We start from the raw sequence: 26128 nt of genomic DNA on the forward strand, positions 1-26128 counted from the left end.
CGCCCACCACTACGCGCGTCCAGTCCGCACGAAGCCGCGAGGCGACGAGCGCTCGGGCCTCCTCGGGCGTCCTCACCGAGCGTCGGAGGCGGGGTCGAGAGGCCGCGCCCCCGGTCCGGGACGCGACGTGACCGCCCGCGGATCCTCGACCCGGTGACCGCTCTCGCACACGAGGGCCGCGTGGACGACGGCCCCGCAGCCGACGTGCTCCAGCTCGACCGGCGGCCCCTCGGGCGCTGCGTAGTAGCGCCGGCCCCAGTCCGCCACCGCGGCGAGCACCGGGTAGAGATCGAAACCCTTGTCGGTGAGGCGGTACTCATGGCGCTCGCGACCGCCGCCCTCGGGGCGGTAGGGCACGCGCCGGAGGATGGCGTGGTCGACCAGGCGCGCGAGCCGGTCGCTGAGCACCTGGCGGGCCAGGCCGCTGTGCTGCTGGATGTCGTCGAAGCGGCGCACGCCGTTGAAGACCTCGCGCAGCACAATGAGCGTGCCGCGCTCGCCGAGCACGCGCATCGCGGCGGCGACCTGGCAGTTCTCGGTGGAGTAGGCCAGCGCAGCGGGCTGACTGGTGCGGGTGGCGCGGGGGGTGCGCGGTGCCGTGACCATGCCCACAGCATGCCGCACGCTGGGTCTGATTGACAGACTCAACTGCGACGCGGAAGGGTGGCCGCCATGACCGACACCCGCCCGGAGTCCCCCGCGCTCGACCCGCTGGCCCTCAGCGGACTCGAGCTCATGCAGGCGATGGCGCGCGGCGACCTCCCGCCCGCACCGATCGCCGCCACCATCGGGATGACCGGTTTCGGCGCCGAGGAGGGGTCGGTGTGGGTCGAGCTCACGCCCGAGCACCGGCACTACAACCCGCTCGGCACGGTGCACGGCGGCGTGCTCTCCACGCTCCTCGACACCGCCGCCGGCTGCTCGGTGCACACCACCCTCGAGCCCGGCCAGGGTTACACCTCGCTCGACCTCACGGTGAAGTTCCTCCGCCCGGCCACCGCGGAGTCGGGCACCCTGCGCACCACCGGGCGCGTCATCTCCCGTGGACGACGCACCGCGCTGGCCGAGGCCCAGGTCACCGACGCCCAGGGGCGGCTCGTGGCCCACGCGACGTCCACCTGCATGATCTTCAGCTGAGCCCCCGCTCCCCCGGTTCCCGCACCGCCCCAGCAAGGAGTCCCGATGGCCCGCCCCGACGAGCGCAGCTCGACCGTGTCCGATCTCGCCGACCTGCTCACCGTGGAGGTGCGCGGCAAGCAGCGCTACCACGAGCCGGCCACCCCCACCGACGCCGAGGCCTTCGCCGAGGTCGTCCGCTCGCGCCGCTCGGTGCGGGTGTTCACCGACACCCCGATCCCGCCCGAGGTGCTCGACGAGTGCCTCGACCTGGCGATGCTCGCGCCGAACTCCTCCGGCCTGCAGCCGTGGGAGTTCTACGTCGTGCGCAGCGAGCCGACCCGCTCGAAGCTCGTGAAGATCTGCATGGGTCAGCTGGCGGCGCGCACTGCGGCCGAGCTGATCGTGTGCGTGGCCCGCACCGACCGGATCTCGGAGCACGCCGCCCAGATGCTCGAGGAGTGGCCGACGCCCGAGACGCCCGGACCGGCGCGCCAGTACTACCGCTTCATCCCCTACCTCTACGGCCCCGGACCGCTCGGCGTGGCCGCACCGATCAAGCGCGCCGTCGCCGCCGTGGCCGGACTTGTGCGGCCCGTGCCGCGCGGCCCCTACACGGCTGCCGAGCTGCGCCTGTGGGCTGCGAAGTCCACGGCGCTGGCCTGCGAGAACCTCGTGCTCGCGCTGCGCGCCCACGGCTTCGACAGCTGCATGATGGAGGGCTTCGACGAGGCCCGCCTGCGCCGCCTGCTCGACCTGGACGACGCCGCGCTGCCGATCATGGTGGTGGGTGCGGGCGAGCGCGCTCCCGACGGCGTGTTCTGGCCGCAGGTGCGCTTCGACCGCAGCCAGTTCGTGCACGAGGTCTGAGCAGCAACCCCGGCGCTCACTCCGCCGTGGCGTCGGTGATCGGCGTGATCCAGGCCTGGTGGGTGCGCGGGTTCTTCGTGATCGCGAGCAGCTCGTCCATGTGCGGCTCGAGACCGGTGACCTTGTCGAGCGGCACGCCGACGACGAGCTGGAAGCCGAGCCCCTTCCACGCCTGCACGGCACGGCCGGCGAACTCGGAGTCGGCCTTGACGAAGCCCTCGTCAAGGAAGACGGGCGCGAAGCGAGGGCGCGAGCGCATCTCGTCGCCCAGCCGGAAGCGCAGGGCGGAGCCGACGATGAAGGCCACGAGCTCCTGGCTCTCGCCGCCGCTCTTCTCCCCCAGCGTGCGGTAGGTGGCGAGCACCTCGCCCGTGACCGGGTCGTAGCGCTCCGCGCTGACCTCCACGTGGCGCCGCACGTCGAGCAGGCGCTCGCGGTCGCTCGGGCCGTCGACCGCGTGCTCGGATCGGCGCAGTTGGCTCATGAAGCGGCTGAGGTCGGCGAAGCGCCGCTCGAGGTCCTCCTCCTTGAGCTCGGCCGTCGCCGAGGACGACAGCGCGCGGAGGTCCTTCATGAACAGCTGCACGTGGGCGGGCGCGAGGCGGCGCAGCCGGATGCGGAGCCGGCCGCCGGCCGCGCCGAACTCGAGGCGTCGCAGGATGGCGTTGATCGGTTCGAGACGGTCCTCGATCTCCTCGACCGACGACGACATCGCTCCCAGCAGCGGCACGAGGTCCTGCCCGCTCCACTCGGTGAGCCGGCGGCGCCACTCGCCGCGTCGGTGGGCCAGGCCCTTGCCGCGGATGTCGTCGAGGATGCGCGCGTAGTCGGGGTAGGACTCGGCGGTGACGCCGAGGTTGGGCGAGTCCCACTGGAACTTGTAGTGGCGGAAGATCGTGGCGAGGTCGTCGCTGCAGCGGCGGATCTCGGCCTCGGCGTCGGCCAGCGCCGTGCGCAGCCGCTCCCCGAGCCGCTGGGAGTTCTCCATGAACCGGTCGAGGTCGTCGGGCTCGGCCGGTGCTGCCGCCGCCGCGAACTCCGCGGCCAGCGCCTCCTCCTGCTCCTCGGTGAGGACGACGCCACCCGCCGCCTCGATCGCCTCGAGGCGGTCCTTGACGACGTCCTCGGCCGTGATGAGCTCGCCGTGGTCGGCCCCGAGTCGCTTCTGGAGGGCCTCGGCCTCGAAGCGCTCGCGGCGAGCCGTCTGCAGCTGCGCCTCGAGATCGTCGATCTGCGCCTGCAGCACCTGGAGGCGGTCGTCGGAGCCGAGGATGGCGGCGCGCCGCTCATCGAGCTCGACGATGCGCCGGTCGCTGCCGGCGACGTCGACGTCGTCGAAGCGGGCGAGCACGATGGCCTCGTAAGCGCGCCGCTCCTGCTCGAGCAGCGACGCCCGACGCGCGAGCTCGGCGAGGCGCGCGTCGACCTCACCCAGGCGCTTGTCGACCTCCGCGAGCTGGGCGTCGATCTCGGCGATGGCCTCCTCGCTGGAGAAGCCGATGATGTTGCGCTGGTCGCCGCGCCCGTGGGTGCCGCGGCGGCCGTGGCGCGTCTGGCCGGCGGCGGTGACGCGCAGGCCCGGCCCATCGAGGCCGTCGGTGCCCTCGACGCACAGGGCGTTGCGCGCCGGCTCCTCGACGTGGGCCTGCACCCACCCGGAGAAGGGCGAGTCCTTGAACAGCAGCTTGCCCGCGATGCGCTCGGGATCGGCCGCACCGGTGGGCGGCAGGTCGAGCTCGACGCCCTGGAAGGTCAGGCGCCCCGGCAGCCGCAGGGAGTCGATGGCGGCCGAGAAGTGGGCGAGCTGCTCGAGCGGCACGAGCATGGTGCGCGCGCTGCCGCCGAGCACCGTCTCGATCGCGGTGCGCCAGCGGGCCTCCTCGGGGGCGACGTCGATGAGCTCGGCCACGAACGGCAGTTCATCGACGCTCAGCCCGCTCGCACCGGCGACGGCCGTGCGGAGGTCGTGCAGGTGGGCCGGCACGCGGCCGGCGCGGCTCTCCAGCGAGGCGCGCTCCTGGCGCAGCACCCCCTGCTCCTGCGCGAGGGGGAACTGCTGGTCGCGCAGCAGGGTCTCCCGCTCCGCGCGCAGCGACGCCTGGGCGCGCTCCCCCTCGTCGAGGCGTTCGCGGGCGGTGACCTGGAGCGCGGCGAAGGCCTCGGCGGACTCCAGCGCGGTGTCGAGGTCGGGAGCGTCGCGACCGTCGAGGTCGGTGAGGCCGACGAGCGGATAGACGCGCTCCTCGAGCTCGGCCAGGCGGTTGCCGCGCTCCTCGCGCAGCACGCGCTCGGCGTCCACCTGGGCTGCGAGGCGCTGCAGGTCGCCGCCGCCGGCGGCACGGTGCTCCTCCTTGGCGGCGTCGAGATCGCCGGCCAGCTGCACCTCGGCGGCCTGGGCCGAGCCGAGGGCCTGCAGGCAGGCGCGCCGCTCCTGGCTGTTGGCGGCGAGCGCCGCTTCGATGAGGCGGAGGTGGGTGCGCGCCAGCCACAGTCGCAGCGGCGTGAGGTCGCCGCTGAGGGTGAGGCCGAAGGAGTCGAGCTCGCCGAGCCGGCTCTCGGCCGCGACCTTGCGCTCGTGGAGCTCGGTGATGGGCTCCAGCAGCTCGAGCTTCTGCTGCTCGGTGCGCATGGCGGCGTGCGCGGCGTCGAGGTCGTCGAAGTGCTCGATCGCGCGGTCGGCGGCGGCGAAGGTGGCCGGTCGCTCGAGCACCATCTCCTTGTAGAGCTCGTCGACGCTGCGGACCTGGTTGCCCGCCTGGATGCGTGCCAGCAGCCGCAGCGCCTTCGCGCCGTCGCCGTTGGCGCCGATGCCGAGGCGGGCGTGCAGCACCGCGGAGAATTCCGCGTACGTGCGGTGCACCCGCACACCGGGGAACAGCTTCTTGAGCGCGTTGGCGTGGAAGCGCTCGGGCACCGCCGCCTCGAGCCGCTCGAGCGGGAGCGCCGCCTCGAGGGTCCACATCTGCATCTGGACGTCGCTCGAGCGCGCCGCGCGCCGCGGCACGTAGTAGGTGCGCAGCGCGGTGAACCGCCCGCCCTGGTCGTTGACGAAGGTCGTCGCCACCGCGCCCCAGGTGTCGGCGCCCTTGCCGCGCAGCAGCTTCTCGACGGGGCGACCGGTGCGAGGGTCATCGACGACGTCGACGGCGCCGCGCAGGTAGGAGAGCAGGTTGCGCTGACCGGCGCTGCGCGCACGGCCGGCGACGGCGTCGTTGGAGGCGCCGTTGAACTTGGTGTCGGAGGGCATCATCAGCGCCGTGTAGGCGTCGAGGATGGTGCTCTTGCCCACGCCGGAGGCACCCGAGATCATCGTGGCGTCGCTGCCCAGCGGCACCGTGGTGAGACCGCCGAACCCGCCCCAGTTGACCAGCTGCAGCAGCGACGCGCGCCACTGCACGGTGTCGTCGACCGGAGCGGCCACGCTCTCGCGGTCGAAGAGACCGTCGCCGTCGGGCACCGGACCGCCCCCGGGGAGCCCGTCCGGCGTGGCTGCGCTGCGGACCTCGTCGATGCTCATGCGCGGCTCCCCTCGTCGTCCTCGGGCCCGGCGGGCGCGTCGCGCTCCCGCGGCTCGTCGTCGCTGAACAGGTCACCGGCATCGCCGTCGGCGCCGACCGCGACCGGCGGTGTGCCGTTGGCCTCGCGGAGGGCGGCGAGCAGCTCGGTGAGCAGCTCGAGCGGCATCAGCGGCTCGACGGCCTCGCTGATCTCGAAGCGGTCCTCCGAGGCGGTCTCGATGAGGAGGCCCGCCTTGGCGACCGAGGCGACCGCGTTGCGGGCGCGGCGCTCGTCGCCCGCCTCGTCGGTGGCGTGGGGCGGGCGGTAGCTCTCGACGTAGTCGAGGATGTCGTCGCGGTCGATGTAGACGCGATGGTCGCCGCCGGCGTGGCCCGCACGCAGCCGGTCACGCAGGTGGACGAGGACGAGGGTCTCCTCGCGCGACCACGCGGTGTCGTGCAGCAGCGTGGGGAAGCGGGCGCCGGCCTCGGCGAGCGCCTGCCGCTTCCAGGCCACCTCGCGCACGGGGTCGATCTGGAGGTCGAGGAAGAGGTCGTTGAGGCGCGAGCGCAGCACCCGCTCGTTCTCGACGAGCACCGACCAGTCGCGCGGATGGGTGCGGGCGCTGATGAAGCGCTGCTTGAGCAGGCTCACGAGCGCATGGCGCTGGGCGTAGGCCAGCCCGCCCTCGTCGCCCTCGAAGAGCGAGACCGACGAGGCGTCGGCGGAGTCGAAGCCATCGTCGAACTCCTCCTCGACGCCGGGCAGCCGCTCGTCGTCGGCGGCCGGGTCGAGCTCGGGCGCGTCGGTGATCTCGGGGGCGGTCACGACGAAGCCTCCTGGAGGTCGGGGTCGGGCAGCGGGGTGCGCGGGGCGGCCAGCACGCGGCGGCTGCCGTCGGGCCGGATGGCGGTGAAGGCCTCGACGACGTCGTCGGCGCTCCAGCCGCGGTCGGCGGCCAGGTGCAGCAGTCCGAAGATCTCCACCGGACGACGCAGCGACGGCTCGAGGCTCTCGAAGAGCTCGCCGAGCGAGCCGGCCGGCAGCAGGTCGGCCAGGGCGTCGTCCAGGCGGGAGCGCAGGGTGCCCAGCTGGGGGCCGCCCTGGGCCATCAGCTCGGTGAGCGAGAGGGCGGGCGCCTCGGCGGGATCGGCCACGCCGATGCGGTCGGGCAGGACGTCGTCGGCGGGGTCGTGGAAGCGCTCGCGCAGGTGGTCGACGCCGACCCGGGCGGGCAGCAGCGGGACGTCGTGGGTGGCGCGCGGCCCGGTGGCCGCCATCCACGTCATCAGTTCGGACTCGACCTGGCGCAGGGTCTGCTCCAGCTCGCGGTCGCGGGCGGCGTCGCGCGAGACGATGTACTCCTTGAGCGTGGCGGTGACCCGGCTGCGCTGGGCGAGCACGCGGTCGAGGCCGTCGCGCACGAGCCGCACGGTGCCGCGCAGCTCGGAGCGGTCGCCGTCGGCCAGAAGGCCGTCGGTGAGCGGGTGCTCGAGCAGCGCGGTGAGGTCCTCGCGCAGCTGGGTGACGAGGGCGTCGTCGCGCAGCAGGGTGAAGGCCCCCTCGAAGGCCCGCCCCTCGTGCGTGGCCGTCATCAGGGCGTCGGCGCGCGCGAGGTACTCGTCGATCACCTCGCCCGCCGGGCGGTCCTCGGCGCGGAAGGCCGCGAGGATCTCGCTGCGGATCGTGGCGAAGCGCTCCTCCACGCGGGCGAAGTCGCTGGGCAGTGCCGAGATGAGCGAGAGCAGCTCGGTGAAGCCCTCGGCCATGTAGTCCTCGGTGGCGCCGACCATCTCGGCACCGTCGACGAGGCGATCGCGCTCGGCGGTGAGTCGTGCGATCTCGTCGTTGAGGAGGGTGACCCGCGCGCCGCGGTCGGGATTGGCCTCGGCATTGAAGCGCCGCACGGTGCCGAGGATGGTGGCGATGCGGTGCTCGCTGAGGGTCGCGCGGTCGCGGGCGAGGTTCTTGACCAGCTCCAGCGCCTGCTGGGCGTGCGAGGTGAGCGTGTAGACCTCGCGACCCTGCTCGTCGAGCGAGCGCACCAGCCACTGCCCCCGCATCCAGCGCTGGCAGATCTCGCGCCCCGAGCCCGAGGGCACGTCGCTCTCACCGGCCAGCCGGATCTGGGCGAGGTGCTCCTCGACCTGGGTGTGCAGCCGGGCGGTGGGGATCGGCTTGTTGTTGCGGCCGAACGCCGCACGGAAGATCGTGATGACGACGGGTGCCTGCCGCTGGTGCAGCAGCGTGAGGGTGGGTTGGGCGAAGGCCCCCTTGACCCTCGCCAACTCACCGGCGATCTCGCTCACTCCCGCCTCCCTCGTGCTCCGTGCCTGCCGTGCGAAGCGACATCGTCACACAGGCGCCCGACACGACCCCAGACGCCTCCCGGGCTGCGGACCGTCGCCACCCGACTCCCCAGCAGGCGCCCGGGTACCGTCGAGCCCGTGCCGACCTACACCGAGCAGGGCAAAGCCTTCGACCGCGACATGAACTACATCCCCGACCGGATCACCGCCGAGCCGGGGCGCGGCCAGGATCCCCGCGACGGCGAGTCGCTCGACGTCCAGACCTGGCCGGTGGAGCCGGGCCGCTACCGCCTGGTGGCGGCCAAGGCCTGCCCGTGGGCGAACCGGTCGATCATCGTGCGCAGCCTGCTGGGCCTCGAGGACGTCATCTCGCTCGGCCTGCCCGGCCCCACCCACGACGCCCGCAGCTGGACCTTCGACCTCGACGAGGGCGGGGTCGACCCCGTGCTCGGCTACGAGCGGCTGCAGGAGGCCTACTTCGCGCGCTACGCCGACTACCCGCGCGGCATCACCGTGCCGGCGATGGTCGACATCCCCACCAAGGCCGTGGTCACCAACGACTTCCCGTGGATCACCCACGACCTGTACTTCGAGTGGCGCGACCACCACCGCCCCGATGCGCCGAACCTGTGGCCCGACGACGTCCGCGACGAGATGGAGACCGTGATGAAGCGGGTCTTCACCGAGGTCAACAACGGCGTCTACCGCTGCGGGTTCGCCGGCTCGCAGGAGGCCTACGAGGACGCCTACGACCGCCTCTTCACCGCCCTCGACTGGCTGGAGGAGCGCCTCACGGACCGTCGCTACCTCATGGGCGAGGCCATCACCGAGGCCGACATCCGCCTGTTCACCACGCTGGCGCGCTTCGACCCCGTCTACCACGGCCACTTCAAGTGCAACCGCAACAAGCTCACCGAGATGCCGGCGCTGTGGGGCTACGCCCGCGACCTCTTCCAGACCCCCGGCTTCGGCGAGACGATCGACTTCGACCAGATCAAGCGTCACTACTACGTGGTGCACGAGGACATCAACCCCACCGGCGTCGTGCCCAAGGGCCCCGACCTGGCCAACTGGCACAGCCCCCACGGGCGCGAGAAGCTCTGAGGGGCGCGCCCCGGCGCCTCCCCTAGGCCGAGGACGCCGGGGGCAGCTCGGGCATGCCGTCCAGCGTCGCGCCCACCAGCGTCACCACACCCACGAAGCGGGCGGTGGACCCCAGCCAGACCGTGCCATGGTCGGTGCGCAGCGCCGACCGGCCGAGCTGCCTCTCCAGCACTCCGATCTTGAGACGGCCGCCCTCGCGCACCAGTGCGACGTCGCCGCGCTGCGGCCGCCGGCGCACGTCGACGAGCAGCTCGGTGCCGGCCGGCCAACCGCGCGAGGCGAAGGCGTCGTTGCGCAGCCGGCAGCGCATGCGGTCCTCGTCGACCTCGGCCGCGGACGACGCCCGCCCGCCGCGTCGCGCAGCGGGCCGCTCGACCTCCTGGGGGATCTCGGCCGCCACGTCGAAGGGCAGCATCGGGTGCTCGACCCGCACCCGCCTCTCCGAACGCATGTTCGAACTGTAACCGGCGCCGTCGGGCCCCGGGAAGGGGTGTCCGCGGGGCCGGAGGTCCCGCGCGGTCGCGGCGCTTCTCCCCTGCTCGCCCCCTCCGTCTCGGCCCAGGCTGGTGCCATGACCACCTCCCTCGCTCACCCCGTCATCACGCGCACGAGCGCTCCCCGCACCCTGCCGGGGCGCCTGGTCGACCTCCCCGAGGCCGAGGCCTGGGAGCTCGCCGCGAGCCTCCCCGTCGGCCGCCTGGCCTGGAGCGGCTCCGACGGCATCACCGTGCTGCCCGTCAACATCGCCGTCGACGTCGGCGCACGCGTCGTCCTCGTGCGGACGACGCCGTACACACCGTGGGTGCGCCAGGTCGTCGACCACCCGGTGGCGGTCGAGGTCGACCTGCTGGATCCGGTGCACCACAGCGGCTGGAGCGTGCTGCTGCGCGGTCGGTGCACCCGCCAGGAGCGCCCGCCGACCGGCACCGACCTGGCTCGGCTCGTCTCCCCCACACCCTGGGCCACCGGCCCGCGCCTGCTCGAGCTGCGCGTGGACGTCGCCCAGGTGAGCGCACGGCGACTCGATCCCGCTCGCTGAGGGCGCCGGAGGTCGCCGGAGATCGCCACCACCGGAGCCGGCGCCGCCCAGCGCCTATCCTCGCCTGCGTGCCCCAGCCCGCCGAGGACGACGCCCCCCGCCGGCTCCTCCTCGCCGTCGACGCTCCCTCGCTGCTGCACCGCCACCACCACGCGCGCGCCCACACCCGCCACCTCGACCGCTCGGGCCGTCCGGCGTGGGCGCTGCACGGCATGCTGCGCCAGATCCTGGAGTCGATCGACGCCTTCGCCCCCGACGCGGTGATCTTCGGGCTCGACGACCGCACGTCGTCCCTGCGGCGCGACTTCTACCCCGCCTATAAGGCGGGCCGCGCCGAGAAGGATCCCGAGCTCGTCGACCAGCTCGACCGTTCCGGCGCCCTGCTCAACGCCCTCGGCCTCGCAACGGTCACGCCGCCGGGCCTGGAGGCCGACGACGTCAACGCCTCCGCGGCCGCGTGGGCGGTGCGGGAGGGCTGGCAGTGCGTGCTCATCACCTCCGACCGCGACTCCTTCGCCCACATCGGCGAGCACGTCAGCGTGCTGCGCCTCATCGACGGCGGCATCCACGGCTCGCCCCTGCTCACCCCGAGCCGCCTGCAGGCGCTCTACGGCGTCCCCGCCGATCGCTACCTGGAGTTCGCCGCCCTGCGCGGCGACGCGAGCGACAACCTGCCGGGGGTCAACGGCATCGGCGAGAAGACCGCCGCCACCCTCCTCGCCCATCTCGGCTCCATGCAGGCGGTGTGGGCCGACCTCGCCGAGGACGACGGCCGCTCGGTCGTGGCGGCTCTCGACGCGCTCGCCGCCGAGACCGGCGCCCGCCGCATCGGCAACCTCGTGCGCACCCGACTCGCCGCCGAGGGGGCCCGCGAGCGCTACGAGTTCAACCTGCGGCTGATGTCCTCGCGCACCGACCTCGACCTCGGACTCACCCCCGACGTGCCCGGCACACCGGGCCTGCTGCCCATCGATCCGGCCCGCGTGCAGAGGGTCGTGGGCCATCTCGACATCCAGGCCACCACCGACCTCGCCGTGCGGGTGCTCTCCACCGACCCGGCGTCGACGCGGCCCGCGCAGTGAGGCCCTAGCACCACCCGCGGACGCCGCCGGGCGTCAGGTCGAGGTCGCGCAGCTCGATGGCCAGGCGTCCGCCCCACGCGCGGCAGGCGCGGTCGAAGTCGGCCCGGCGGTACTCGATCACCAGCACCCGGCGGCCGTAGACCCGGGCGTAGGCACCGCACTCGTCGAAACGGCCGCACTCCTCGGCCACCGCGAAGTCGAAGGCCGCGCGCCGCCGACCGTCGAAGCCGGCCCAGTTCTTCTGCCCGATCGCGAGCCCGGCGCGGTGGGCGGCGGTGGTGAACAGGCGGGCCGTGGCGATCGCCTGGCCGGCCGTGAGCAGACCGCCGCTGCGGCTGAAGGAGTCGAGGTTGTCGATCTCCACCGCGTCGAACCCGCGGCGGGCGCAGCCGCGGATCCATCCGCCCACGATCGAGCCGATCGCGCGCCGCTTCGCCGGCGTGCGGATGTCGAGGAGGAACTCACCCCACGCCTCGTCGAGCACCGGCCGACCGCCGCGGGTGAGGATCAGCGAGCGGTGCCTGCTCCAGAAGGCGCGCTCGTTCGGCTGGGTCTGGAACCCGTTGACGTAGCAGACGTTGTAGCGCCCCGGCGCCGGCCGCGCGGTGCGGTCGCGCACCACGATGCGCACGTTGGACGACGGGGGCGCGGCGCCGCCGAGCTGGTAGTCGGCGTCCACGCCCACCGGCAACGGCAGGACGCCCTGCGCGACGAACTCCGCCTGTGCGGGAGCACCTCCAGGAAGAAGACATGCCAGGAGGACCAAAGAGACCGACAGGAGAACGCGATGCACAAGCTCATTCAAGCCGCTGCCTGACCGGCGAAACAGGTGCGATCGGATAGGAAGGGACCATGCTGCTCGCCGACTTCGTCCGCTGCGACATCGACGTCGCGCCCGCGGTGGAGGCCGACGGTCCCGTCCGGATCGCCGCCTGGACCTGCGGTGACGGTCCCCCGCTGCTGCTGCTCCACGGCTGGCCGCAGTCGCACCTGATGTGGCACGCCGTCGCGCCCGCGCTGGCGCGCGAGTTCACCGTCGTGCTCACCGACCTGCGCGGCTACGGCGAGAGCGACGCGCCGCCGGCGGGCGCGGCGTCCACCGGGTACGCGGGCTACGGCAAGCGGGCGATGGCCGACGACCAGGTGCGGGTGATGCAGGCGCTCGGTCACGAGCGGTTCTCGCTGATCGGGCACGACCGCGGCGCGCGGGTGGGTCACCGACTCGCGCTCGACCACGCCGAGCGCGTCGAGCGGCTGACGCTCATCGACGTCGTGCCGACCCGCCACGTGCTCGAGACGGCCGACCTCGCGCTCGCCCGGGCCTACTTCCACTGGTTCCTGCTGGGCGCTCCGCCGCCGATCCCCGAGCAGGTGCTGGGCGCCGACCCCGAGGGGTGGGTGCGCACGGTGCTGCGCGACTCACCGCTGGGCGGCGGGGTGACGTGGCACCCCGACGCCCTCGACGCCTACCTCGCCGCCCACCGCCGCCCCGAGGTGGTGGCCGCCACGATCGGCGACTACCGCGCCGCCCTGGCCGTCGACCTCGAGCACGACCGCGCGGATGCCGGCCGCCTCCTCCCGATGCCCACCCAGGTGCTGTGGGGCGCCGACGGGTTCGTGGGGCGCCGGTACGACGTGCTCGACGTGTGGGCCTCCTACGCCGCCGACCTCACGGGACTCGCGCTGCCCGGTGGCCACTTCGTGCCCGAGCAGTCGCCGCACGAGACGCTCGCGGCGTTGCGCGAGCACCTCGCGCCGCTGCTCCAGCCGATCTAGCTGATCTAGCCGGCGGGCCGTCTCACATCGCCTTCGCGCCGTCGCGGACGGCCTCGCGGATCCGGCTGTAGGTGCCGCAGCGGCACACGTTGCGGATGCCGTCGAGGTCGTCCTCGGTGATCGCGCGCCCCTCGGCCTTGACCCGCTTGACCAGGGCGACCGCCGCCATGATCTGGCCGGGCTGGCAGTAGCCGCACTGCGACACGTCGCGATCGAGCCAGGCCTCCTGCATGGGGTGCAGGCCGTCGCCCGGCACCGTGTCGGCGAGGCCCTCGATGGTGGTGACCTCGTCATCGGGCTTGAGGGCGGCCACGGGCACGGCGCACGGGTTGAACGCCTTGCCGTTGATGTGGGAGGTGCAGGCCTTGCAGACGTTGATGCCGCAGCCGTACTTGGGGCCGGTGACACCGAGCACGTCACGCAGCACCCAGAGCAGGCGCACGTCGTCCTCGACCTCGACCGTGACGGTCTCGCCGTTGTGCTGGAAGGTGTGGGTGGGCATGGGTTCGCCTCTCGATCTCGAAAGCGGTGGGCGCGCGGTCAGCGCGCGAAGTCGAGGCCGTCGGTGGGCGCGGGCGGCACCGGCGGCGCGAGCGTCTTCGGGGTGAAGTGCAGCGGGTCGCGGAAGTTGATGGGGAACTCCTTTGGCATCGTGCCGGTGGCTCGCGCGTAGGCGCAGGCGACCGCCGCCATCGACGCCGCCACGCCCGCCTCACCCGCGCCGCCCGGCAAGGTGGCGTCGGAGTCGAGCACCTCGCACCGGAACTCGAAGGGCACGTTCCACTGGCGCGTGTAGGCCGAGTTGTCCCAGCTGGCCTCGACGAAGTGGCCGTCCTCGAGGTGGTTGCTGTAGGTGAGCGCCTGTGCCATGCCGTCCATGAAGCCGCCCATCATCTGGGCCTCCACCCCGAGGGGGTTCACCGCGAGCCCGACGTCGACGACGACCGTGGCCTTGGTGACCCGCGGGCCGGTCACCGCCTCGCGGACCTTGCGGTTGACGGTCTCGGGGCGACAGTCGATCTCGACGATCACCGCGCTGGCGCCCTTGTACTCCTTGTGGATCGCGATGCCCTGGGCGGTGCCGGCGGGCATCTTCTTGCCCCACTCCCCCAGCTCGGCTGCACGCTGCAGCACCCGCTTGACCACGTCCGCCTTCGCGTGGCGCAGCCGGAAGGCCACGGGGTCCTCGTCGAGGTAGGCCGCGAGCTGGTCGATCACGAGCTCGTTGGCGCAGCGCACCTCGGGCGAGTAGATGTTGCGCACCGAGCTGGTGTTGAAGCGTCCGACGTCGTTGTTGGTCTCGTTGAGCAGCTGCGTGACGACACCGAAGTTGTAGGGGATCTCCTGGGTCAGGGTGAAGATCGACTCCGAGAAGGTCAGGTTGCCCAGGCCGCCGGGCAGCGCGGCCACCTCGGCGGTGAGCCGCTCGCCCAGTCCGTGGGTGAAGTCGGTGCTCACGCAGGTGTGGCGCTGCTCGAAACTGAGGATGCTGCCGAGCAGCACCGTGGCGCGCACCCGCGAGGTCGACATCGGGTGCACCCGCCCCTGGCGCGGCTCGTCGGCGCGGTGCCACATCAGCTTCACCGGCGCACCGAACGCCTTCGAGCAGTGGGCCGCCTCGATCGCGCCGTCGCTGAAGAGCTTGCGCCCGAAGGACCCGCCGCCCGTGATGACGTTGACGGTGACCTTCTCCTGCGGCAGGCCGATCGCCTTGGCGACCTTGCTCTGCGCGTCGATCGGCGACTTCAGGCCGCCCCAGATCGTGGCTTCGCCGTCGCGCACGTCGGCGATCGCGCAGTTGGGCTCCAGCGCCGAGCCCGAGCGGAAGTGGAACACGAAGTCGCCCTCCACCGTGGCGGCTCCGAGCGGCGGGACGACGAGCGGCAGCTCGGCGCCGCGCAGCTCGGAGAGGATGTCGTCGGACGACTTGCCGGCCACCGTGCCGCCGAACCACTCGACGTCCAGGGCGCGCACGGCCTCGATGCACTGCCCGAAGGTGGCCGCACGCACCGCCACCCCGGTCGGCACGATCGCCACGTGCGTGACGCCCGGCATCGCCGCGACCTCCGCGCGGTTGCGGATCGATTTGGGGCGACCGTTGAGGTCCGGGGCGCGGCAGACCATCGTCGGCAGCGCATCGGCCACGTCGAGGTCCATCGCGAACTTCTTGCGCCCGGTCACGGCGTCCAGGGCGTCGACACGGCGCTGGCGGGTGCCGACCACGCGGCCCTTCGGCTTGTCGGCCAGGCTCACCTCCACCTTGCGCGTCTCGCCGGTGGCGGCCTGCGACGACAGCTCGCCGAACGTGGCCTCTCCCCCACCCGGCGCGAGGACGACGCCCGCCTTCACCACGAGGGAGTCCACCAGGGCGCCGAGCGAGATCGCCGCGGCGTCCAGCAGCGCCTTGCGCGTGACCGCGGCCGCCACCCGCACGGGGGTGTACATGGAGATCATCGTGTTCGAGCCGCCGGTGAGCTGGTTGAACAGCAACTCGGGCCGCGCGGGGGCCAACGTGACGTGCACGCGCTCGATGGGCAGGTCGAGCTCCTCGGCGATGATCATCGCCATCGCGGTGGTGATGCCCTGGCCGACCTCCATGCGGGGCACGGCGAAGTGGGCGTCGCCCTGCTCGTCGATGCTGATGCCGATGAGGTTCGAGGTCGGCAACGCGCAGTGGGTGAGGAAGTCGTTGAGGTCGTACAGCTCGGCGACCTGGGGCAGCGACGGGATCGGCAGCGCCTGCGCCGGCGTGGTGGCGCCTGCTGCGAGGTCGGCGGCCACCATCAGCGTGGTGCCGCCGAGCACGTAGCCGACGAAGGATCGCCGGCTCAGGCCGGCGCTGGTCAGGCCGTCCGCAGACGGATCGGCCGTTGTGCGAGCAGGCTCGCGCCCGAGGATCTTCCCCATGACATCACTCCCGAGTTGTGACGGACGCCACGGAGCATGCCATTCCATAAGTTGGCTGATGGTTGGTCGCCCGATGATCGGGCGACCAACCATCAGCCGGTCGCGCTCGTGACGGCGCGGGCGCTCAGCCCTTCGCCGCAGCGGCGAGCGTGGCCGCCAGCTCGGGCAGGCCGTGCTCCCAGGTGAAGCTGAGCGCGGTGGGCGGCGAGACGGCCGACACCTTGGTGCGACCGGCCACCTGCGCCACCCGCCCGGCACCGACCGCGGGGACGGCCTTCACCTTGGACTCGGCGAGCATCTCGTCCAGCGACTTCTGGTCCTCGCCGTAGGCGAGCACGACGTCGGAGGTCAGCTCGTCGGCCTTCTCGTAGCTGAGGTCGTAGTAGAAGCCGCCCTTCGAGGTGTCGAGGCTCGCGACCGCGGGCGCGACCTTCATGCCGAGCCGCTCGAGGACGGCGATGCGCGGGTCGGCGCCGGTGTAGACCGACAGCGCGTTCGGCGCGGCCCAGACACCGGCGACCGTGGTGCCGGCGAGCTCGGGGTACTTCGCCGCGAGGGTCTTCAGCTCGGTGTCGATGCCCTCGAGCACCTCCTCGCCCTTCGCCGAACGACCGAGCGCGGTGGCGGTGATGGTGATCGTCTCGTCCCACGGCGTCGTCCACGGCTGGTCGGGGTAGGCCACGACCGGCGCGATGTCGCTGAGGGTGTCGTACTGCTCCTCGGTGAGGCCTGAGTAAGGGGCGAGGATGACGTCCGGCTTGGCCGCGATGAACTCCTGGTAGGGCACCTCGGCGCCGCCGGCGGCGTCGGTGAGCACCGTCGGCTTCGGCTCGTCGGCCTCCTCGTAGGCCTCCTCGACCCACGGGAGGAGGTTGCCGGCACCCACCGTCCAGGTCTGCTCGGCCACGGCCACGGGGTAGACGCCGGTGGCGATGGCGGCCTCGGTGGCGCCCCACCCCCACGTCGCCACGCGGGCGGGTTCCTTCTCGATGGTCGTCGACCCGAACGCGTGCTTCACGGTGATCGGGAAGGCGTCGGTCGCGCCGCCGACGGCGGACGACGCGGCGCCGGTGTCGGCGTCCTGGTCGCTGCCGCAGGCGGTGAGGGTGAGGCTGCCGGCAAGGCCGAGGGCCAGCAGGGCCGCGGCGCGGCGCAGGCCCGGGAGGGAACGCATGGAGGTGCTCGCTTTCGACGGAGGATCCGAGATCAATAAGGTTAGCCTAACCTAATTGATGATCCTGGTCGAACGGATCTCACCGAACGGATCGCGTTCCCCCGCGCGGCACGACGAGCGGGCCGCCGCTCACCGGGTCGGGCACCACCGCCGCATCCAGGCCGAAGGCGCGCCGCACCACCTCCTCGGTCAGGACGTCGCCCGGTCGCCCCTGCGCGACGATCGAACCGGACGCCATCACCACGAGGTGGTCGGCGTAGCGCGCCGCGAGGTTGAGCTCGTGGAGCACCGCCACCACGGTGGTGCCCCGCTCACGGTTGAGCCCGACGAGCAGCTCCAGCAGGTCGACCTGGTGGGTGAGGTCGAGGTAGGTGGTGGGCTCGTCGAGCAGCACGGCGGGCGTCTCCTGCGCCAGCACCATCGCGATCCACACCCGCTGGCGCTGGCCGCCCGAGAGCTCCTCGAGGCGTCGCTCGGCCAGGTCGGCCACGCCGGTGGCCGCCATCGCCCGCGCGACCGCCTCGTCGTCGGCGGCGCTCGGGCGCGCGAACCAGCCCTGGTGGGCGTAGCGTCCGCGTGCCACCAGCTCGGCCACGCGCACCCCGTCGGGAGCCGTCGAGCTCTGCGGCAGCACGGCCACCCGACGGGCCAGCTCGCGCCGCGACAGCGAGGCCGCGTCGTCGCCCTCGACGGTGACGACGCCGCCGGCCAGCGGGTGCAGCCGGGCGAGCCCGCGCAGCAGGGTGGACTTGCCGCAGGCGTTCGGACCGACGATCGCGGTGAAGCGTCCCGGCGGCACCTCCAGGTCGAGGTCGCGGACGACGAGCCGGTCGCGGTAGCCCAGGCTCACCCCGCGGGCGACGAGAGCGGTGGTCATGAGGTTCCTCCTCGATCGGCACGGGCCAGGAGCAGCAGCAGATAGGGGGCGCCGACGAGACCGGTGACGACCCCCACGGGCGCGGTCACGCCGCCCACCCCGATCTGCCCGGCGACATCGGCGGCCAGCACGATGAGGGCGCCGAGCGCCGCTGACGCGAGCAGCGCCGGGCCGCCGTCGTCCACGAGGCGACGGGCGAGGGCGGGGGCGAGCAGGGCGACGAACGCGACCGGACCGGCCACCGCCACCGCCGCCGCCACCAGCGCGACGCCCACCAGCAGCGCGAGGCCGCGGGAGCGGCCGGGCGCGAGCCCCATCGCGCGGGCGTGGTCGTCGCCGAGGGCAAGGGGCCGCTGGGCACCGGCCAGCAGGGCCGCGGCGATCGCGAGCACGGCGACAGCCGCGGCGAGGGCACCGAGCACGCCGTCGCGGACGTCGGCGACGCTGCCGACGGTCCACAGCAGCACGGTGCCGGCGTCGCGCAGGTCGGCCTGGGCCAGCCGCCACGCCACGAGCGAGGAGCAGACGTAGGCCAACCCGACGCCGACCAGCACGAAGCGGACGCCGTGCAGGCCGCCGCGCCAGGCCAGCAGCCAGATCGCGAGCGCCACACCGAGCCCGCCGACGAGCGCGGCGCCGGTGACCACCAACCCGCTGGCCCCGTAGCCCACGACGGCGGTGACCGCGCCCAGCGACGCGCCGCCGGAGACGCCGAGCAGGTCCGGGCTCGCGAGCGGGTTGCGCAGGGTGCTCTGGAACAGCGCACCGGCCAACCCCAGGGCGAGGCCCGCGACGATCGCCGCGACCACGCGCGGACCCTGCAGCTCGCGCACCACGAGCAGGTCGAAGCGGTCACCGATCCCCACGAGCGCCGGCAGCGCCCGGGCGAGCGGCACCCCCGCGGGGCCGCTGCCCACGCTCACCACAGCGAGCGCCACGCACGCCGCTGCGGCGATCGCCAGCACGAGGATCGTCCGCCTCCGAGCGCGCAGGCGCAGTCGCCGCACGGGCGCGGACCTCGAGGAGCCCGAGGCGACCGGGCGCCGTGAGCGCAGGTCGGGCGCCAGGCTCACAGGCCGGCCACCCGTCGTCCACGGGCCACGGCGACGAGCACCGGGGCGCCGAGCAGGGCCGCGACCACGCCGGCCTCGAGCTCGCCCGCGGCCAGGAACCGACCGGCGACGTCGGCGAGGAGGAGCAGGGCGGCGCCGAGCACGGCGCACAGCGGGAGGAGCCAGCGGTGGCCCAGACCGACCAGGCGCCGCGCGGCGTGCGGCACGGCGAGACCGACCAGGGCGATCGGCCCGGCCAGCGCGGTCGCGGTGCCGGCGAGCAGCACGATGGCCAGGCTGGCGACGCCGCGGGTGAGGCCGACCGACTGACCGAGGGCGCGGGCCACGTCGTCACCGAGGGCGAGGCCGTCGAGGCGGCGCGCCAGCGGCAGGGCGAGCACGAGGCCGAGCAGCACGAGCGGCGCGAGCGCCGTGATGACCTCCGGCCCCCGCGCGGTCAGGGCGCCCACCGACCACGCGCGCAGCTGCTCGAAGGCCGCCACGTCGCGCAGGAGCAGCAGGGTGGTGAGCGGCACCAGGAGGGCGGTGACGGCCGCCCCTGCCAGGGCGAGGCGCACGGGCTCGCCCCGACCGACGGCGAAGACCACCACGGCCGCCAGCGCCGCGCCGGCGAAGGCGAACCACACCGAGGCGAGCGGCGAGCCGACCCCGGCGAAGACCGCGGCCGCCACGATCCCGACGGCCGCACCGGCAGTGAGCCCCAGCAGGCCCGGGTCGGCCAACGGGTTGCGCGTGATCGCCTGTCCGAGCAGCCCGGCGACCCCGAGGGCGGCACCGGCCAGCACGCCGATGAGCGTGCGCGGCAGTCGCTGCTCGCGCACCACCTGGTGGTCGACCACGCCCGACGCGGGATCCACGAGCGCCTGCCACACCTGCCCCGGAGCGATCGCGCGCACCCCGAGCCCCAGGCTCGCCAGCACCAGCAGCGCCAGCACCGCGACCGCCAGCGCGAGGACGACGGCCCGGCCGCCGCCCGCGCGGGCGACGACCGCTCGGGGGCCGGCGGCGGGACCCGCCGCAGCGGGCGCAGCGTCCGGGGCCTCGACCGCGCGATCGCCGCGAACAAAGGTTTGCATAACCTAACTATGACACCCGGCGACCGGGGCTCGCGAACCCCCCGCTGCCCGGCCGGGCGAAAAATGGACGTCGGGCCGCGATCTCTGGGGGGACGGATCGCGACCCGACGCGCTTCATGATCGCACAGACCCGCGCCGTCGTCTGCGCCTCGCTCAGCCCCAGAAGATGCGATCGACCACAGCCCAGGCCCGCCGCGTGGCGCGCAGGTGCTCGTCGAGCATGCGATCGGAGTCGCCGAGCCCGTAGCCCAGGAGCCAGGCGACCCCGCGCCGCTCGAGCGCCCCGCGCGGGAACTGGTCGTCCGGGCGGCCGCGCGCCAGCATGCTGGCGTTGCGCACCCGCGTGGCCGCACGCCAGGCGGTGGCGAGGGTCGCGGCGTCCTCGGCCTCGAGCAACCCGGCCGCGGCGGCGGCGTCGAGCGCGGCCAGGGTGCGCGGCGTCCGCAACCCCTCCACCTCGCCGCCGAAGCGCAGCTGGAGCAGCTGCACCGTCCACTCGATGTCGGCCAGCCCGCCGCGACCGAGCTTGAGGTGCAGCGCCGGATCGGCCCCGCGGGGCAGGCGCTCCTTGTCGACGCGGCCCTTGATGCGGCGCACCTCGACGACGTCGTCCTCGGCGAGGCCGCCGGGCGGGTAGCGGAGCGGGTCGATGAGCGCCGTGAAGCGGCGGCGGAGGTCCTCGTCGCCCACCACGGCGTCGGCGCGCAGCAGCGCCTGCGCCTCCCACACGTGCGACCACCGCGCGTAGTAGGCGGCGTAGGAGTCGAGGGTGCGCACGAGCGGACCCTGCCGGCCCTCGGGGCGCAGGTCGGCGTCCACCTCGAGGGCGGGGTCGGGGCCGGGGGCGCGCAGCACGCGGCGCACCTCCTCGGCGACCGCGCGGGCGAAGGAGCCCGCCGCGTGGGCGTCGACCCCGTCGTGCGGGTCGTGCACGAAGAGCACGTCGGCGTCGCTGCCGTAGGAGAGCTCGAAGCCGCCGTAGCGGCCCATCGCGATGATGGCCAGGCGGGTCGGCACGTCCTCGATCGCGATGCTGCGCTGGCGGGCGACCGCGATGATCGCGCCGTGCAGCGTGGCCGCGAGCGTGGCGTCGGTGAGCCGGCTGAGTGCCGAGCCCACCTCGTCGACGTCGATGAGGCCGAGGACGTCGGCCGCCGCGATGCGCAGCAGCTCGCGCCGGCGCACCGCACGGACCGCCCGCACGCCCTTGTCGAGGCCCTCCTGGCGTCCGCCGGTGGCGAGCATCTCCTCGGTGAGCGCCTCCGACGACAGCGGCGCGAGGTCGCCCGCGAGCATGCGGACGCCGGCCGGCTCCCGCTCGAGCAGGTCCGTGCAGTAGCGCGAGGAGGCGAGCAGGTGCGCGAGGCGCTCGGCCACCTCGCCCTCGTCGCGCAGCGTCGCGAGGAACCACGGCGTGGTGCCGAGCGCCTCGCTGATGCGCCGGAAGCCGAACAGGCCGCCGTCGGGGTCGGGGCACTCGGCGAACCACTGCAGCATGGCGGGCAGCAGGGTGCGCTGGATCGCGGCCGCGCGGCTCACGCCGGCCGTGAGCGCCTCGAGGTTGCGCAGCGCCGCCTCGGCGTCGGCGTACCCCAGCGCGGAGAGCCGCGCCCAGGCCGCCTCCGACGACAGCTTCGCCTCGTCCGGGCCGATGCGCGCGACGGCGTTGAGGAGCGGTCGGTAGAAGATCTTCTGGTGCAGGCGGCTGACCTCGCGGCGCTGCTCGCCCCAGGCCTGCTCGAGCCGGGCCTGCGACTCCTTGAGGAAGCCCATGCTGCGGCCGAGGCGGCGCAGCGCCGCGTCGTCGGTCGGGACGACGTGGGTGCGCTGCAGGCGGTGCAGCTGGATGCGGTGCTCGAGCTGGCGCAGGAAGGCGTAGGCGCGGTGCAGCGCCTCGCCGTCGTCGCGGCCCACGTAGCCGCCGTCGGTGAGCCGGGCGAGGGCGCTGAGCGTGGTCGGCGGCCTGATGGCGGGATCGACGCGGCCGTGCACCAGCTGGAGCAGCTGCACGGCGAACTCCACGTCGCGCAGGCCGCCGGAGCCCAGCTTGAGCTGGCGGTCGGCCTCCTTGGCGGGGATGTGGTCCACGACGCGGCGGCGCATGGCGCGGGCGGCGTCCACGAAACCGTCGCGCTCGGCGACGGTCCAGACCAGCGGGGAGGTCATGGCCACGAACTCGGCACCGAGAGCGAGGTCTCCGGCCACCGGACGCGCCTTCAGCAGGGCCTGGAACTCCCAGGGCTCGGCCCAGCGCTCGTAGTAGCTGCGGTGGCTGGCGATGGTGCGGCTCAGCGGCCCGTTCTTGCCCTCGGGGCGCAGGTTCGCGTCGACCGGCCAGATCGTGCCCTCGCCGGTGTGCGCCGAGCAGACCTGCATCAGCTGCGAGGCCAGGCGCGCGGCCACGCGACCCGCAGCGGCCTGGGCGGCGTCGTCGGCGTCCTCCTCGGCGCAGGCGTGAGCGAAGATCACGTCGACGTCGGAGACGTAGTTGAGCTCGTGGCCCCCGCACTTGCCCATCGCGATCACGGCGAGGCGCACGTCGAGCGCGCTCTCCCCCACGCGGGCGCGGGCGATCGCGAGCGCGGCGTCGAGGGTGCCCGCAGCCAGCTCGGCGAGCTCGGCGGCCACGTCGTCCACGCCGAGGTGGTGGGCCAGGTCGCGCGCGGCCAGCCGCACCAGCACGCGGCGGTACTCCACCCGCAGCGCGTCGACGGCCTCGAGGTCGGGGCGGGTCGCCACCGGAACGGCCGCGTGGCCGTCGGCGCCCACCGCCTCCAGCAGCCCGGCGCGCACGGCCCAGGCGGCCGGCCGTGTCGAACCGAGCAGGGGGTCGGTGAGCTCACGCCACTGCGCCGGGTGCTGGCACAGGTGGTCGGCGAGCGCACTGCTCGCACCGAGCACGCTGAGCAGGCGCATCGCCGTGCCCTCGTCGTCGCGGACGACGCCCAGCAGCTGCTCGCGCTCCCCCGCACCGAGCGCCGCGCCGGCGGAGTCCGCCAGCCGCACGAGGGCGGTGAGGGCGGCGTCGGGATCGGCGGTCCGCCCGAGGTAGGCGAGCAGGTCCGCACCGTCGGGGCCGAGCTCGGCGAGATCGGCGACCGCGCGGTCGAGGTCGACGAAGCCGAGCCGCAGCAGCTCGGTGCGCGAGGTGGAGCGGCTCACAGCACGGGCAGCATCCGGTCGCGCTCGAAGACCGACACCTGCCCGCGGTACTCGTCCCACTCAGCCCGCTTGTTGCGCAGGAAGTAGTCGAAGACCTGCTCGCCCAACGTCTCGGCGAGCAGCTCGGAGTGCTCGGCCACCGTGATCGCCTCGTTGAGGTTGCGCGGCAGTGGCTCGATGCCGAGGCTGCGGCGCTCGCGCTCGGTGAGCGCCCACACGTCGTCCTCGGCCTCGCGGGGCAGCTCGTACCCCTGCTCGATGCCCTTGAGGCCGGCGGCGAGCACCGCCGCGTAGGCGAGGTAGGGGTTGCAGGAGGAGTCGATGGTGCGCAGCTCGACGCGCGTCGACTGGCCCTTGGTGGGCTTGTACATCGGCACCCGCACCATGGCGGAGCGGTTGTTGTGGCCCCAGCAGATGTAACTCGGCGCCTCGCCGCCGGTCATCATCCGCTTGTACGAGTTGACCCACTGGTTGGTGACGACGCTGATCTCGCTGGCGTGGCGCAGCACGCCGGCGATGAACTGGCGACCCGTACGCGAGAGCTGGTACTCCGCACCCGCCTCGTAGAAGGCGTTCTGGTCGCCCTCGAAGAGCGAGACGTGCGTGTGCATGCCCGATCCGGGGTGCTCGGTGAAGGGCTTGGGCATGAAGGTGGCCCAGATGCCCTGGCTCAGCGCGACCTCGCGGATGACGGTGCGGAAGGTCATGATGTTGTCGGCGGTCGACAGCGCGTCGGCGTAGCGCAGGTCGATCTCCTGCTGGCCCGGGCCGGCCTCGTGGTGGCTGAACTCCACCGAGATGCCCATCGCCTCGAGCATCGTGATCGCCTCGCGCCGGAAGTCCGAGCCGTGCGAGTGCGCGGTGTGGTCGAAGTAGCCGCTGCGGTCGACCGGCACGGGGTCTTCCCCGGGCTGCGGCTCGTTCTTGAACAGGTAGAACTCGATCTCGGGGTGGGTGTAGAAGGTGAACCCCTGCTCGGCGGCCTTGCCCAGCGTGCGCTTGAGCACGTTGCGCGGGTCGGCATAGGAGGCCGAGCCGTCGGGCATCACGATGTCGCAGAACATGCGGGCGGTCGCCGGGCCCTCGCCGCTGCGCCACGGCAGGATCTGGAAGGTCGTCGGGTCGGGCAGGGCCAGCATGTCGGCCTCGTACACCCGGGCGAAGCCCTCGATGGCTGAGCCGTCGAAGCCGATGCCCTCCGAGAACGCGCCCTCGAGCTCCGCGGGCGCGACCGCCACCGACTTCAAGAACCCCAGCACGTCGGTGAACCACAGCCGGACGAACCGGACGTCACGCTCCTCGAGAGCGCGGAGGACGAAGTCTTCCTGCTTACCCATGGCTGCAGCCTAGGGCCGGGTGAGCGGTGAACGACGCGCAACCGTCCGATCCCGGGCAGTCGTCGTCCGACGTTGGCCCACGAGACACCGGCGCCCAAGCGCGCTGGGGGGGCGGCTCTGCCGCGACAATGACACCGACCAGCTGAACAGGACGCGACGATGACCCTGACCCGTCTACCGACGCTCAGGGCACGACACGTCCGATTCCGCCCGCTGTGAGAGCGTCCCCAGTCACGAGGGCGGCGGGTTCTCCACAGCTGGCACCTGACCGTTTCATATCGAACACGTGTTCGACTAGCATCGGGTCATGGACGCCCCCGACCTGCTCGACGCCACCGCGGCCGAGCTCCTCGACGCCGAGGAGTCAGGGGTCGAGCTGCGTCGACGCGTCGAGGTCGGGCGCCTGCAGCGTCTTCTCGCCTGGTGCGACCTCCACGCCGACGACCCCCAAGCCCGACCCGGTGCCGTGCCCGCCTCCCGCGGTGGCGACCGGCTCATCACCCCCGGCGGCGAGGGCACCCCGGCCGTATCCCAGCTGTGCTTCGCCGAGTTCGCCATCGCCGGCCACGCCGGCACGATCGCCACCCAGCACCGCGCCGGCGACTACCTCGACCTGCGCCACCGCCTGCCCGCCACCTACACCCACGTCCTCGCCCTGCGCCTCGACCTGTGGGTCGCAGCCAAGATCGCCCGCCTCTCCCGCGCCCTCTCACGCGAGCGCGTCGCGATCGTCGACGCCGCCGTCGCCGGTGCCGTCGCCGAATCCCCCGGACGCATCCTGGCCATCGCCGAAGCCGCGATCATCGAGGCCGACCCCCAAGCCCACCGCGACCGGATCCGCGCGGACGCCGAGAACGTCGGCGTCTGGTCACGCCGCCCCCGCACCGGTGACCGTGTCGAGACCGTCGACGCCGCTCCCGCCACCCGTTCTGTGGCCGCCCGCATCAGCGAAGCCGGCACCGAACGACTCCTCGAGACCCTCGAGCACCTCGCCCACGCCATCGCCGCCACCGACGAGGCCCGCGACCTCACCACCGACCAGCTGCGGGCCCTGGCCCTCGAACAACTCGCCGACCCCGCCACCGCCGCCGCCCTCCTCGGCCAGATCCCCGACACCCGCGAGCCCGACCAACCCGATCAACCCGACCAGCCCGACGAGCCCGACCAGCCCGCAGCACCGCCACCAGCACCACTGCCACCAGCACCGTCGGGCAAACGCCCCCCGCGACGCCCGGCCACGATCGTCGTGCACTGCCACGCCGAGGTCCTCGCCGGCCGCCTCGACGCCCCCGTACGCGTCGAAGGCCTCGGACCGATGCTCCTCGACCAACTCACCGCACTCCTCGCCGGACGCGACCTGCACCTCCAACCCGTCCTGCACCCCACTATCGACCTCGCCCACACCAGCGCGGTCAACGGCTACGAACACCCCGCCCAAGTGCGCTACCGCACCCTGCTACGCACCACCCGCGACGTCTTCCCCCACTCCACCCACACCGCCACCACCGGCCTCGACCACGACCACCCCACCCCGTACCAACCACCCGCCGACGGCGGCCCACCCGCCCAGACCGGCGACCACAACGACGCACCCCTGACCCGCCGCGACCACCGCGCCAAGACCCACCTCGGCTACCGCTGCACCCAACTCGCCCCCGGCATCTACGCCTGGATCACCCCCCACGGCCTCGGACGCCTCGTCACCCCCCGCGGCACCCACCGCTTCCG

At 73.5% G+C, this 26128-nt stretch carries 20 protein-coding genes and 1 pseudogene; 7 read left to right on the plus strand and 14 right to left on the minus strand.

All coding sequences use genetic code 11. The features are described from left to right. Positions 1–72: 72 nt before the first annotated feature. Positions 73–606 carry a winged helix-turn-helix transcriptional regulator gene (locus tag ACERUN_RS03285; protein ID WP_370288269.1) on the minus strand — a complete coding sequence of 178 codons (534 nt, stop codon included), beginning with the start codon at positions 604–606 and terminating at the stop codon, positions 73–75. 66 nt (positions 607–672) lie between these two features. Between ACERUN_RS03285 and ACERUN_RS03290 the strand changes: the two genes are divergently transcribed. Continuing rightward, positions 673–1137, plus strand: a complete 465-nt coding sequence (locus tag ACERUN_RS03290) for a PaaI family thioesterase (protein ID WP_370288270.1) — start codon at positions 673–675, stop codon at positions 1135–1137. Positions 1138–1182: 45 nt separating this feature from the next. Next, positions 1183–1986: a nitroreductase family protein gene (locus ACERUN_RS03295; protein ID WP_370288271.1), complete on the plus strand. Its 804-nt coding sequence runs from the start codon at positions 1183–1185 to the stop codon at positions 1984–1986. Between the two features lie 16 nt (positions 1987–2002). Here the strand turns inward: ACERUN_RS03295 and ACERUN_RS03300 are convergent, their stop codons facing one another. The 3 genes from ACERUN_RS03300 to ACERUN_RS03310 are packed head-to-tail and all read right to left on the minus strand — an operon-like array spanning position 2003 to position 7793. Then, on the minus strand, positions 2003–5503 hold the full coding sequence (locus ACERUN_RS03300; RefSeq protein ID WP_370288272.1) for an ATP-binding protein: 3501 nt from the start codon (positions 5501–5503) through the stop codon (positions 2003–2005). After that, positions 5500–6312, minus strand: a complete 813-nt coding sequence (locus ACERUN_RS03305) for a DUF4194 domain-containing protein (RefSeq protein WP_370288273.1) — start codon at positions 6310–6312, stop codon at positions 5500–5502. The genes ACERUN_RS03300 and ACERUN_RS03305 overlap by 4 nt, the downstream gene beginning before the upstream one ends. Further along, positions 6309–7793, minus strand: a complete 1485-nt coding sequence (locus ACERUN_RS03310) for a DUF3375 domain-containing protein (protein WP_370288274.1) — start codon at positions 7791–7793, stop codon at positions 6309–6311. Before ACERUN_RS03310 ends, ACERUN_RS03305 begins: the two co-directional genes overlap by 4 nt. Before the next feature lie 180 nt (positions 7794–7973). Here ACERUN_RS03310 and ACERUN_RS03315 point away from each other — a divergent pair, with 180 nt between their 5' ends. Then, positions 7974–8897, plus strand: coding sequence for a glutathione S-transferase family protein (locus ACERUN_RS03315; protein ID WP_370288296.1), 924 nt, complete (start codon positions 7974–7976; stop codon positions 8895–8897). A 22-nt stretch (positions 8898–8919) separates the two neighbouring features. Here the strand turns inward: ACERUN_RS03315 and ACERUN_RS03320 are convergent, their stop codons facing one another. After that, entirely contained in the window at positions 8920–9348 is a 429-nt protein-coding gene (locus tag ACERUN_RS03320; protein ID WP_370288275.1) for a hypothetical protein, read from the minus strand. A 120-nt stretch (positions 9349–9468) separates the two neighbouring features. Here ACERUN_RS03320 and ACERUN_RS03325 point away from each other — a divergent pair, with 120 nt between their 5' ends. Both ACERUN_RS03325 and ACERUN_RS03330 read left to right on the plus strand, forming a co-directional pair. Next, positions 9469–9936 carry a pyridoxamine 5'-phosphate oxidase family protein gene (locus ACERUN_RS03325; protein ID WP_370288277.1) on the plus strand — a complete coding sequence of 156 codons (468 nt, stop codon included), beginning with the start codon at positions 9469–9471 and terminating at the stop codon, positions 9934–9936. Between the two features lie 68 nt (positions 9937–10004). Continuing rightward, complete coding sequence (locus ACERUN_RS03330) at positions 10005–11018, plus strand: 5'-3' exonuclease H3TH domain-containing protein (protein WP_370288278.1); 1014 nt, start codon at positions 10005–10007, stop codon at positions 11016–11018. Between the two features lie 4 nt (positions 11019–11022). On the opposite strand, the gene ACERUN_RS03335 is transcribed toward ACERUN_RS03330, so the two are convergent. Continuing rightward, positions 11023–11697: an endo alpha-1,4 polygalactosaminidase gene (locus ACERUN_RS03335; RefSeq protein WP_370288280.1), complete on the minus strand. Its 675-nt coding sequence runs from the start codon at positions 11695–11697 to the stop codon at positions 11023–11025. A gap of 173 nt (positions 11698–11870) precedes the next feature. Here ACERUN_RS03335 and ACERUN_RS03340 point away from each other — a divergent pair, with 173 nt between their 5' ends. After that, a complete protein-coding gene (locus ACERUN_RS03340; RefSeq protein ID WP_370288281.1) occupies positions 11871–12794 on the plus strand; it encodes an alpha/beta fold hydrolase in 924 nt (307 codons plus the stop codon). A 22-nt stretch (positions 12795–12816) separates the two neighbouring features. On the opposite strand, the gene ACERUN_RS03345 is transcribed toward ACERUN_RS03340, so the two are convergent. The 8 genes from ACERUN_RS03345 to ACERUN_RS03380 form a co-directional block, all read right to left on the minus strand. Then, positions 12817–13296, minus strand: a complete 480-nt coding sequence (locus ACERUN_RS03345) for a (2Fe-2S)-binding protein (RefSeq protein WP_370288283.1) — start codon at positions 13294–13296, stop codon at positions 12817–12819. 38 nt (positions 13297–13334) lie between these two features. Next, the gene (locus tag ACERUN_RS03350) at positions 13335–15701 is read right to left on the minus strand and encodes a molybdopterin cofactor-binding domain-containing protein (RefSeq protein ID WP_370288284.1); all 2367 of its coding nucleotides are present in this window, start codon (positions 15699–15701) and stop codon (positions 13335–13337) included. Positions 15702–15825: 124 nt separating this feature from the next. Beyond that, on the minus strand, positions 15826–16875 hold the full coding sequence (locus ACERUN_RS03355; RefSeq protein ID WP_370288286.1) for an iron-siderophore ABC transporter substrate-binding protein: 1050 nt from the start codon (positions 16873–16875) through the stop codon (positions 15826–15828). A gap of 79 nt (positions 16876–16954) precedes the next feature. After that, the gene (locus tag ACERUN_RS03360) at positions 16955–17752 is read right to left on the minus strand and encodes an ABC transporter ATP-binding protein (RefSeq protein ID WP_370288288.1); all 798 of its coding nucleotides are present in this window, start codon (positions 17750–17752) and stop codon (positions 16955–16957) included. Next, positions 17749–18759 (minus strand): FecCD family ABC transporter permease, encoded by a 1011-nt coding sequence (locus ACERUN_RS03365; protein ID WP_370288289.1) that lies wholly within the window; start codon positions 18757–18759, stop codon positions 17749–17751. The genes ACERUN_RS03360 and ACERUN_RS03365 overlap by 4 nt, the downstream gene beginning before the upstream one ends. A gap of 62 nt (positions 18760–18821) precedes the next feature. Further along, on the minus strand, positions 18822–19901 hold the full coding sequence (locus tag ACERUN_RS03370) for a FecCD family ABC transporter permease (RefSeq protein ID WP_370288290.1): 1080 nt from the start codon (positions 19899–19901) through the stop codon (positions 18822–18824). A gap of 153 nt (positions 19902–20054) precedes the next feature. Next, positions 20055–23063: a bifunctional [glutamine synthetase] adenylyltransferase/[glutamine synthetase]-adenylyl-L-tyrosine phosphorylase gene (locus ACERUN_RS03375; protein WP_370288291.1), complete on the minus strand. Its 3009-nt coding sequence runs from the start codon at positions 23061–23063 to the stop codon at positions 20055–20057. Next, complete coding sequence (locus tag ACERUN_RS03380; protein WP_370288292.1) at positions 23060–24400, minus strand: glutamine synthetase family protein; 1341 nt, start codon at positions 24398–24400, stop codon at positions 23060–23062. The genes ACERUN_RS03375 and ACERUN_RS03380 overlap by 4 nt, the downstream gene beginning before the upstream one ends. Positions 24401–24707: 307 nt before the next feature. Between ACERUN_RS03380 and ACERUN_RS03385 the strand changes: the two are divergent. Beyond that, positions 24708–26128, plus strand: a pseudogene (locus ACERUN_RS03385) (hypothetical protein); the annotation flags it as partial.

It is taken from the genome of Nocardioides sp. (genome assembly GCF_964229035.1).
Taxonomy (GTDB): domain Bacteria; phylum Actinomycetota; class Actinomycetes; order Propionibacteriales; family Nocardioidaceae; genus Nocardioides.

Bases quoted from the DNA above. Each gene is read 5' to 3' on its own strand.
- ACERUN_RS03285 (WP_370288269.1), bottom strand. From the start codon at position 606: ATGGTCACGGCACCGCGCACCCCCCGCGCCACCCGCACCAGTCAGCCC.
- ACERUN_RS03290 (WP_370288270.1), top strand. From the start codon at position 673: ATGACCGACACCCGCCCGGAGTCCCCCGCGCTCGACCCGCTGGCCCTC.
- ACERUN_RS03295 (WP_370288271.1), top strand. From the start codon at position 1,183: ATGGCCCGCCCCGACGAGCGCAGCTCGACCGTGTCCGATCTCGCCGAC.
- ACERUN_RS03300 (WP_370288272.1), bottom strand. From the start codon at position 5,503: ATGAGCATCGACGAGGTCCGCAGCGCAGCCACGCCGGACGGGCTCCCC.
- ACERUN_RS03315 (WP_370288296.1), top strand. From the start codon at position 7,974: ATGAACTACATCCCCGACCGGATCACCGCCGAGCCGGGGCGCGGCCAG.
- ACERUN_RS03320 (WP_370288275.1), bottom strand. From the start codon at position 9,348: ATGCGTTCGGAGAGGCGGGTGCGGGTCGAGCACCCGATGCTGCCCTTC.
- ACERUN_RS03325 (WP_370288277.1), top strand. From the start codon at position 9,469: ATGACCACCTCCCTCGCTCACCCCGTCATCACGCGCACGAGCGCTCCC.
- ACERUN_RS03340 (WP_370288281.1), top strand. From the start codon at position 11,871: ATGCTGCTCGCCGACTTCGTCCGCTGCGACATCGACGTCGCGCCCGCG.
- ACERUN_RS03345 (WP_370288283.1), bottom strand. From the start codon at position 13,296: ATGCCCACCCACACCTTCCAGCACAACGGCGAGACCGTCACGGTCGAG.
- ACERUN_RS03350 (WP_370288284.1), bottom strand. From the start codon at position 15,701: ATGGGGAAGATCCTCGGGCGCGAGCCTGCTCGCACAACGGCCGATCCG.
- ACERUN_RS03355 (WP_370288286.1), bottom strand. From the start codon at position 16,875: ATGCGTTCCCTCCCGGGCCTGCGCCGCGCCGCGGCCCTGCTGGCCCTC.
- ACERUN_RS03360 (WP_370288288.1), bottom strand. From the start codon at position 17,752: ATGACCACCGCTCTCGTCGCCCGCGGGGTGAGCCTGGGCTACCGCGAC.
- ACERUN_RS03370 (WP_370288290.1), bottom strand. From the start codon at position 19,901: ATGCAAACCTTTGTTCGCGGCGATCGCGCGGTCGAGGCCCCGGACGCT.
- ACERUN_RS03380 (WP_370288292.1), bottom strand. From the start codon at position 24,400: ATGGGTAAGCAGGAAGACTTCGTCCTCCGCGCTCTCGAGGAGCGTGAC.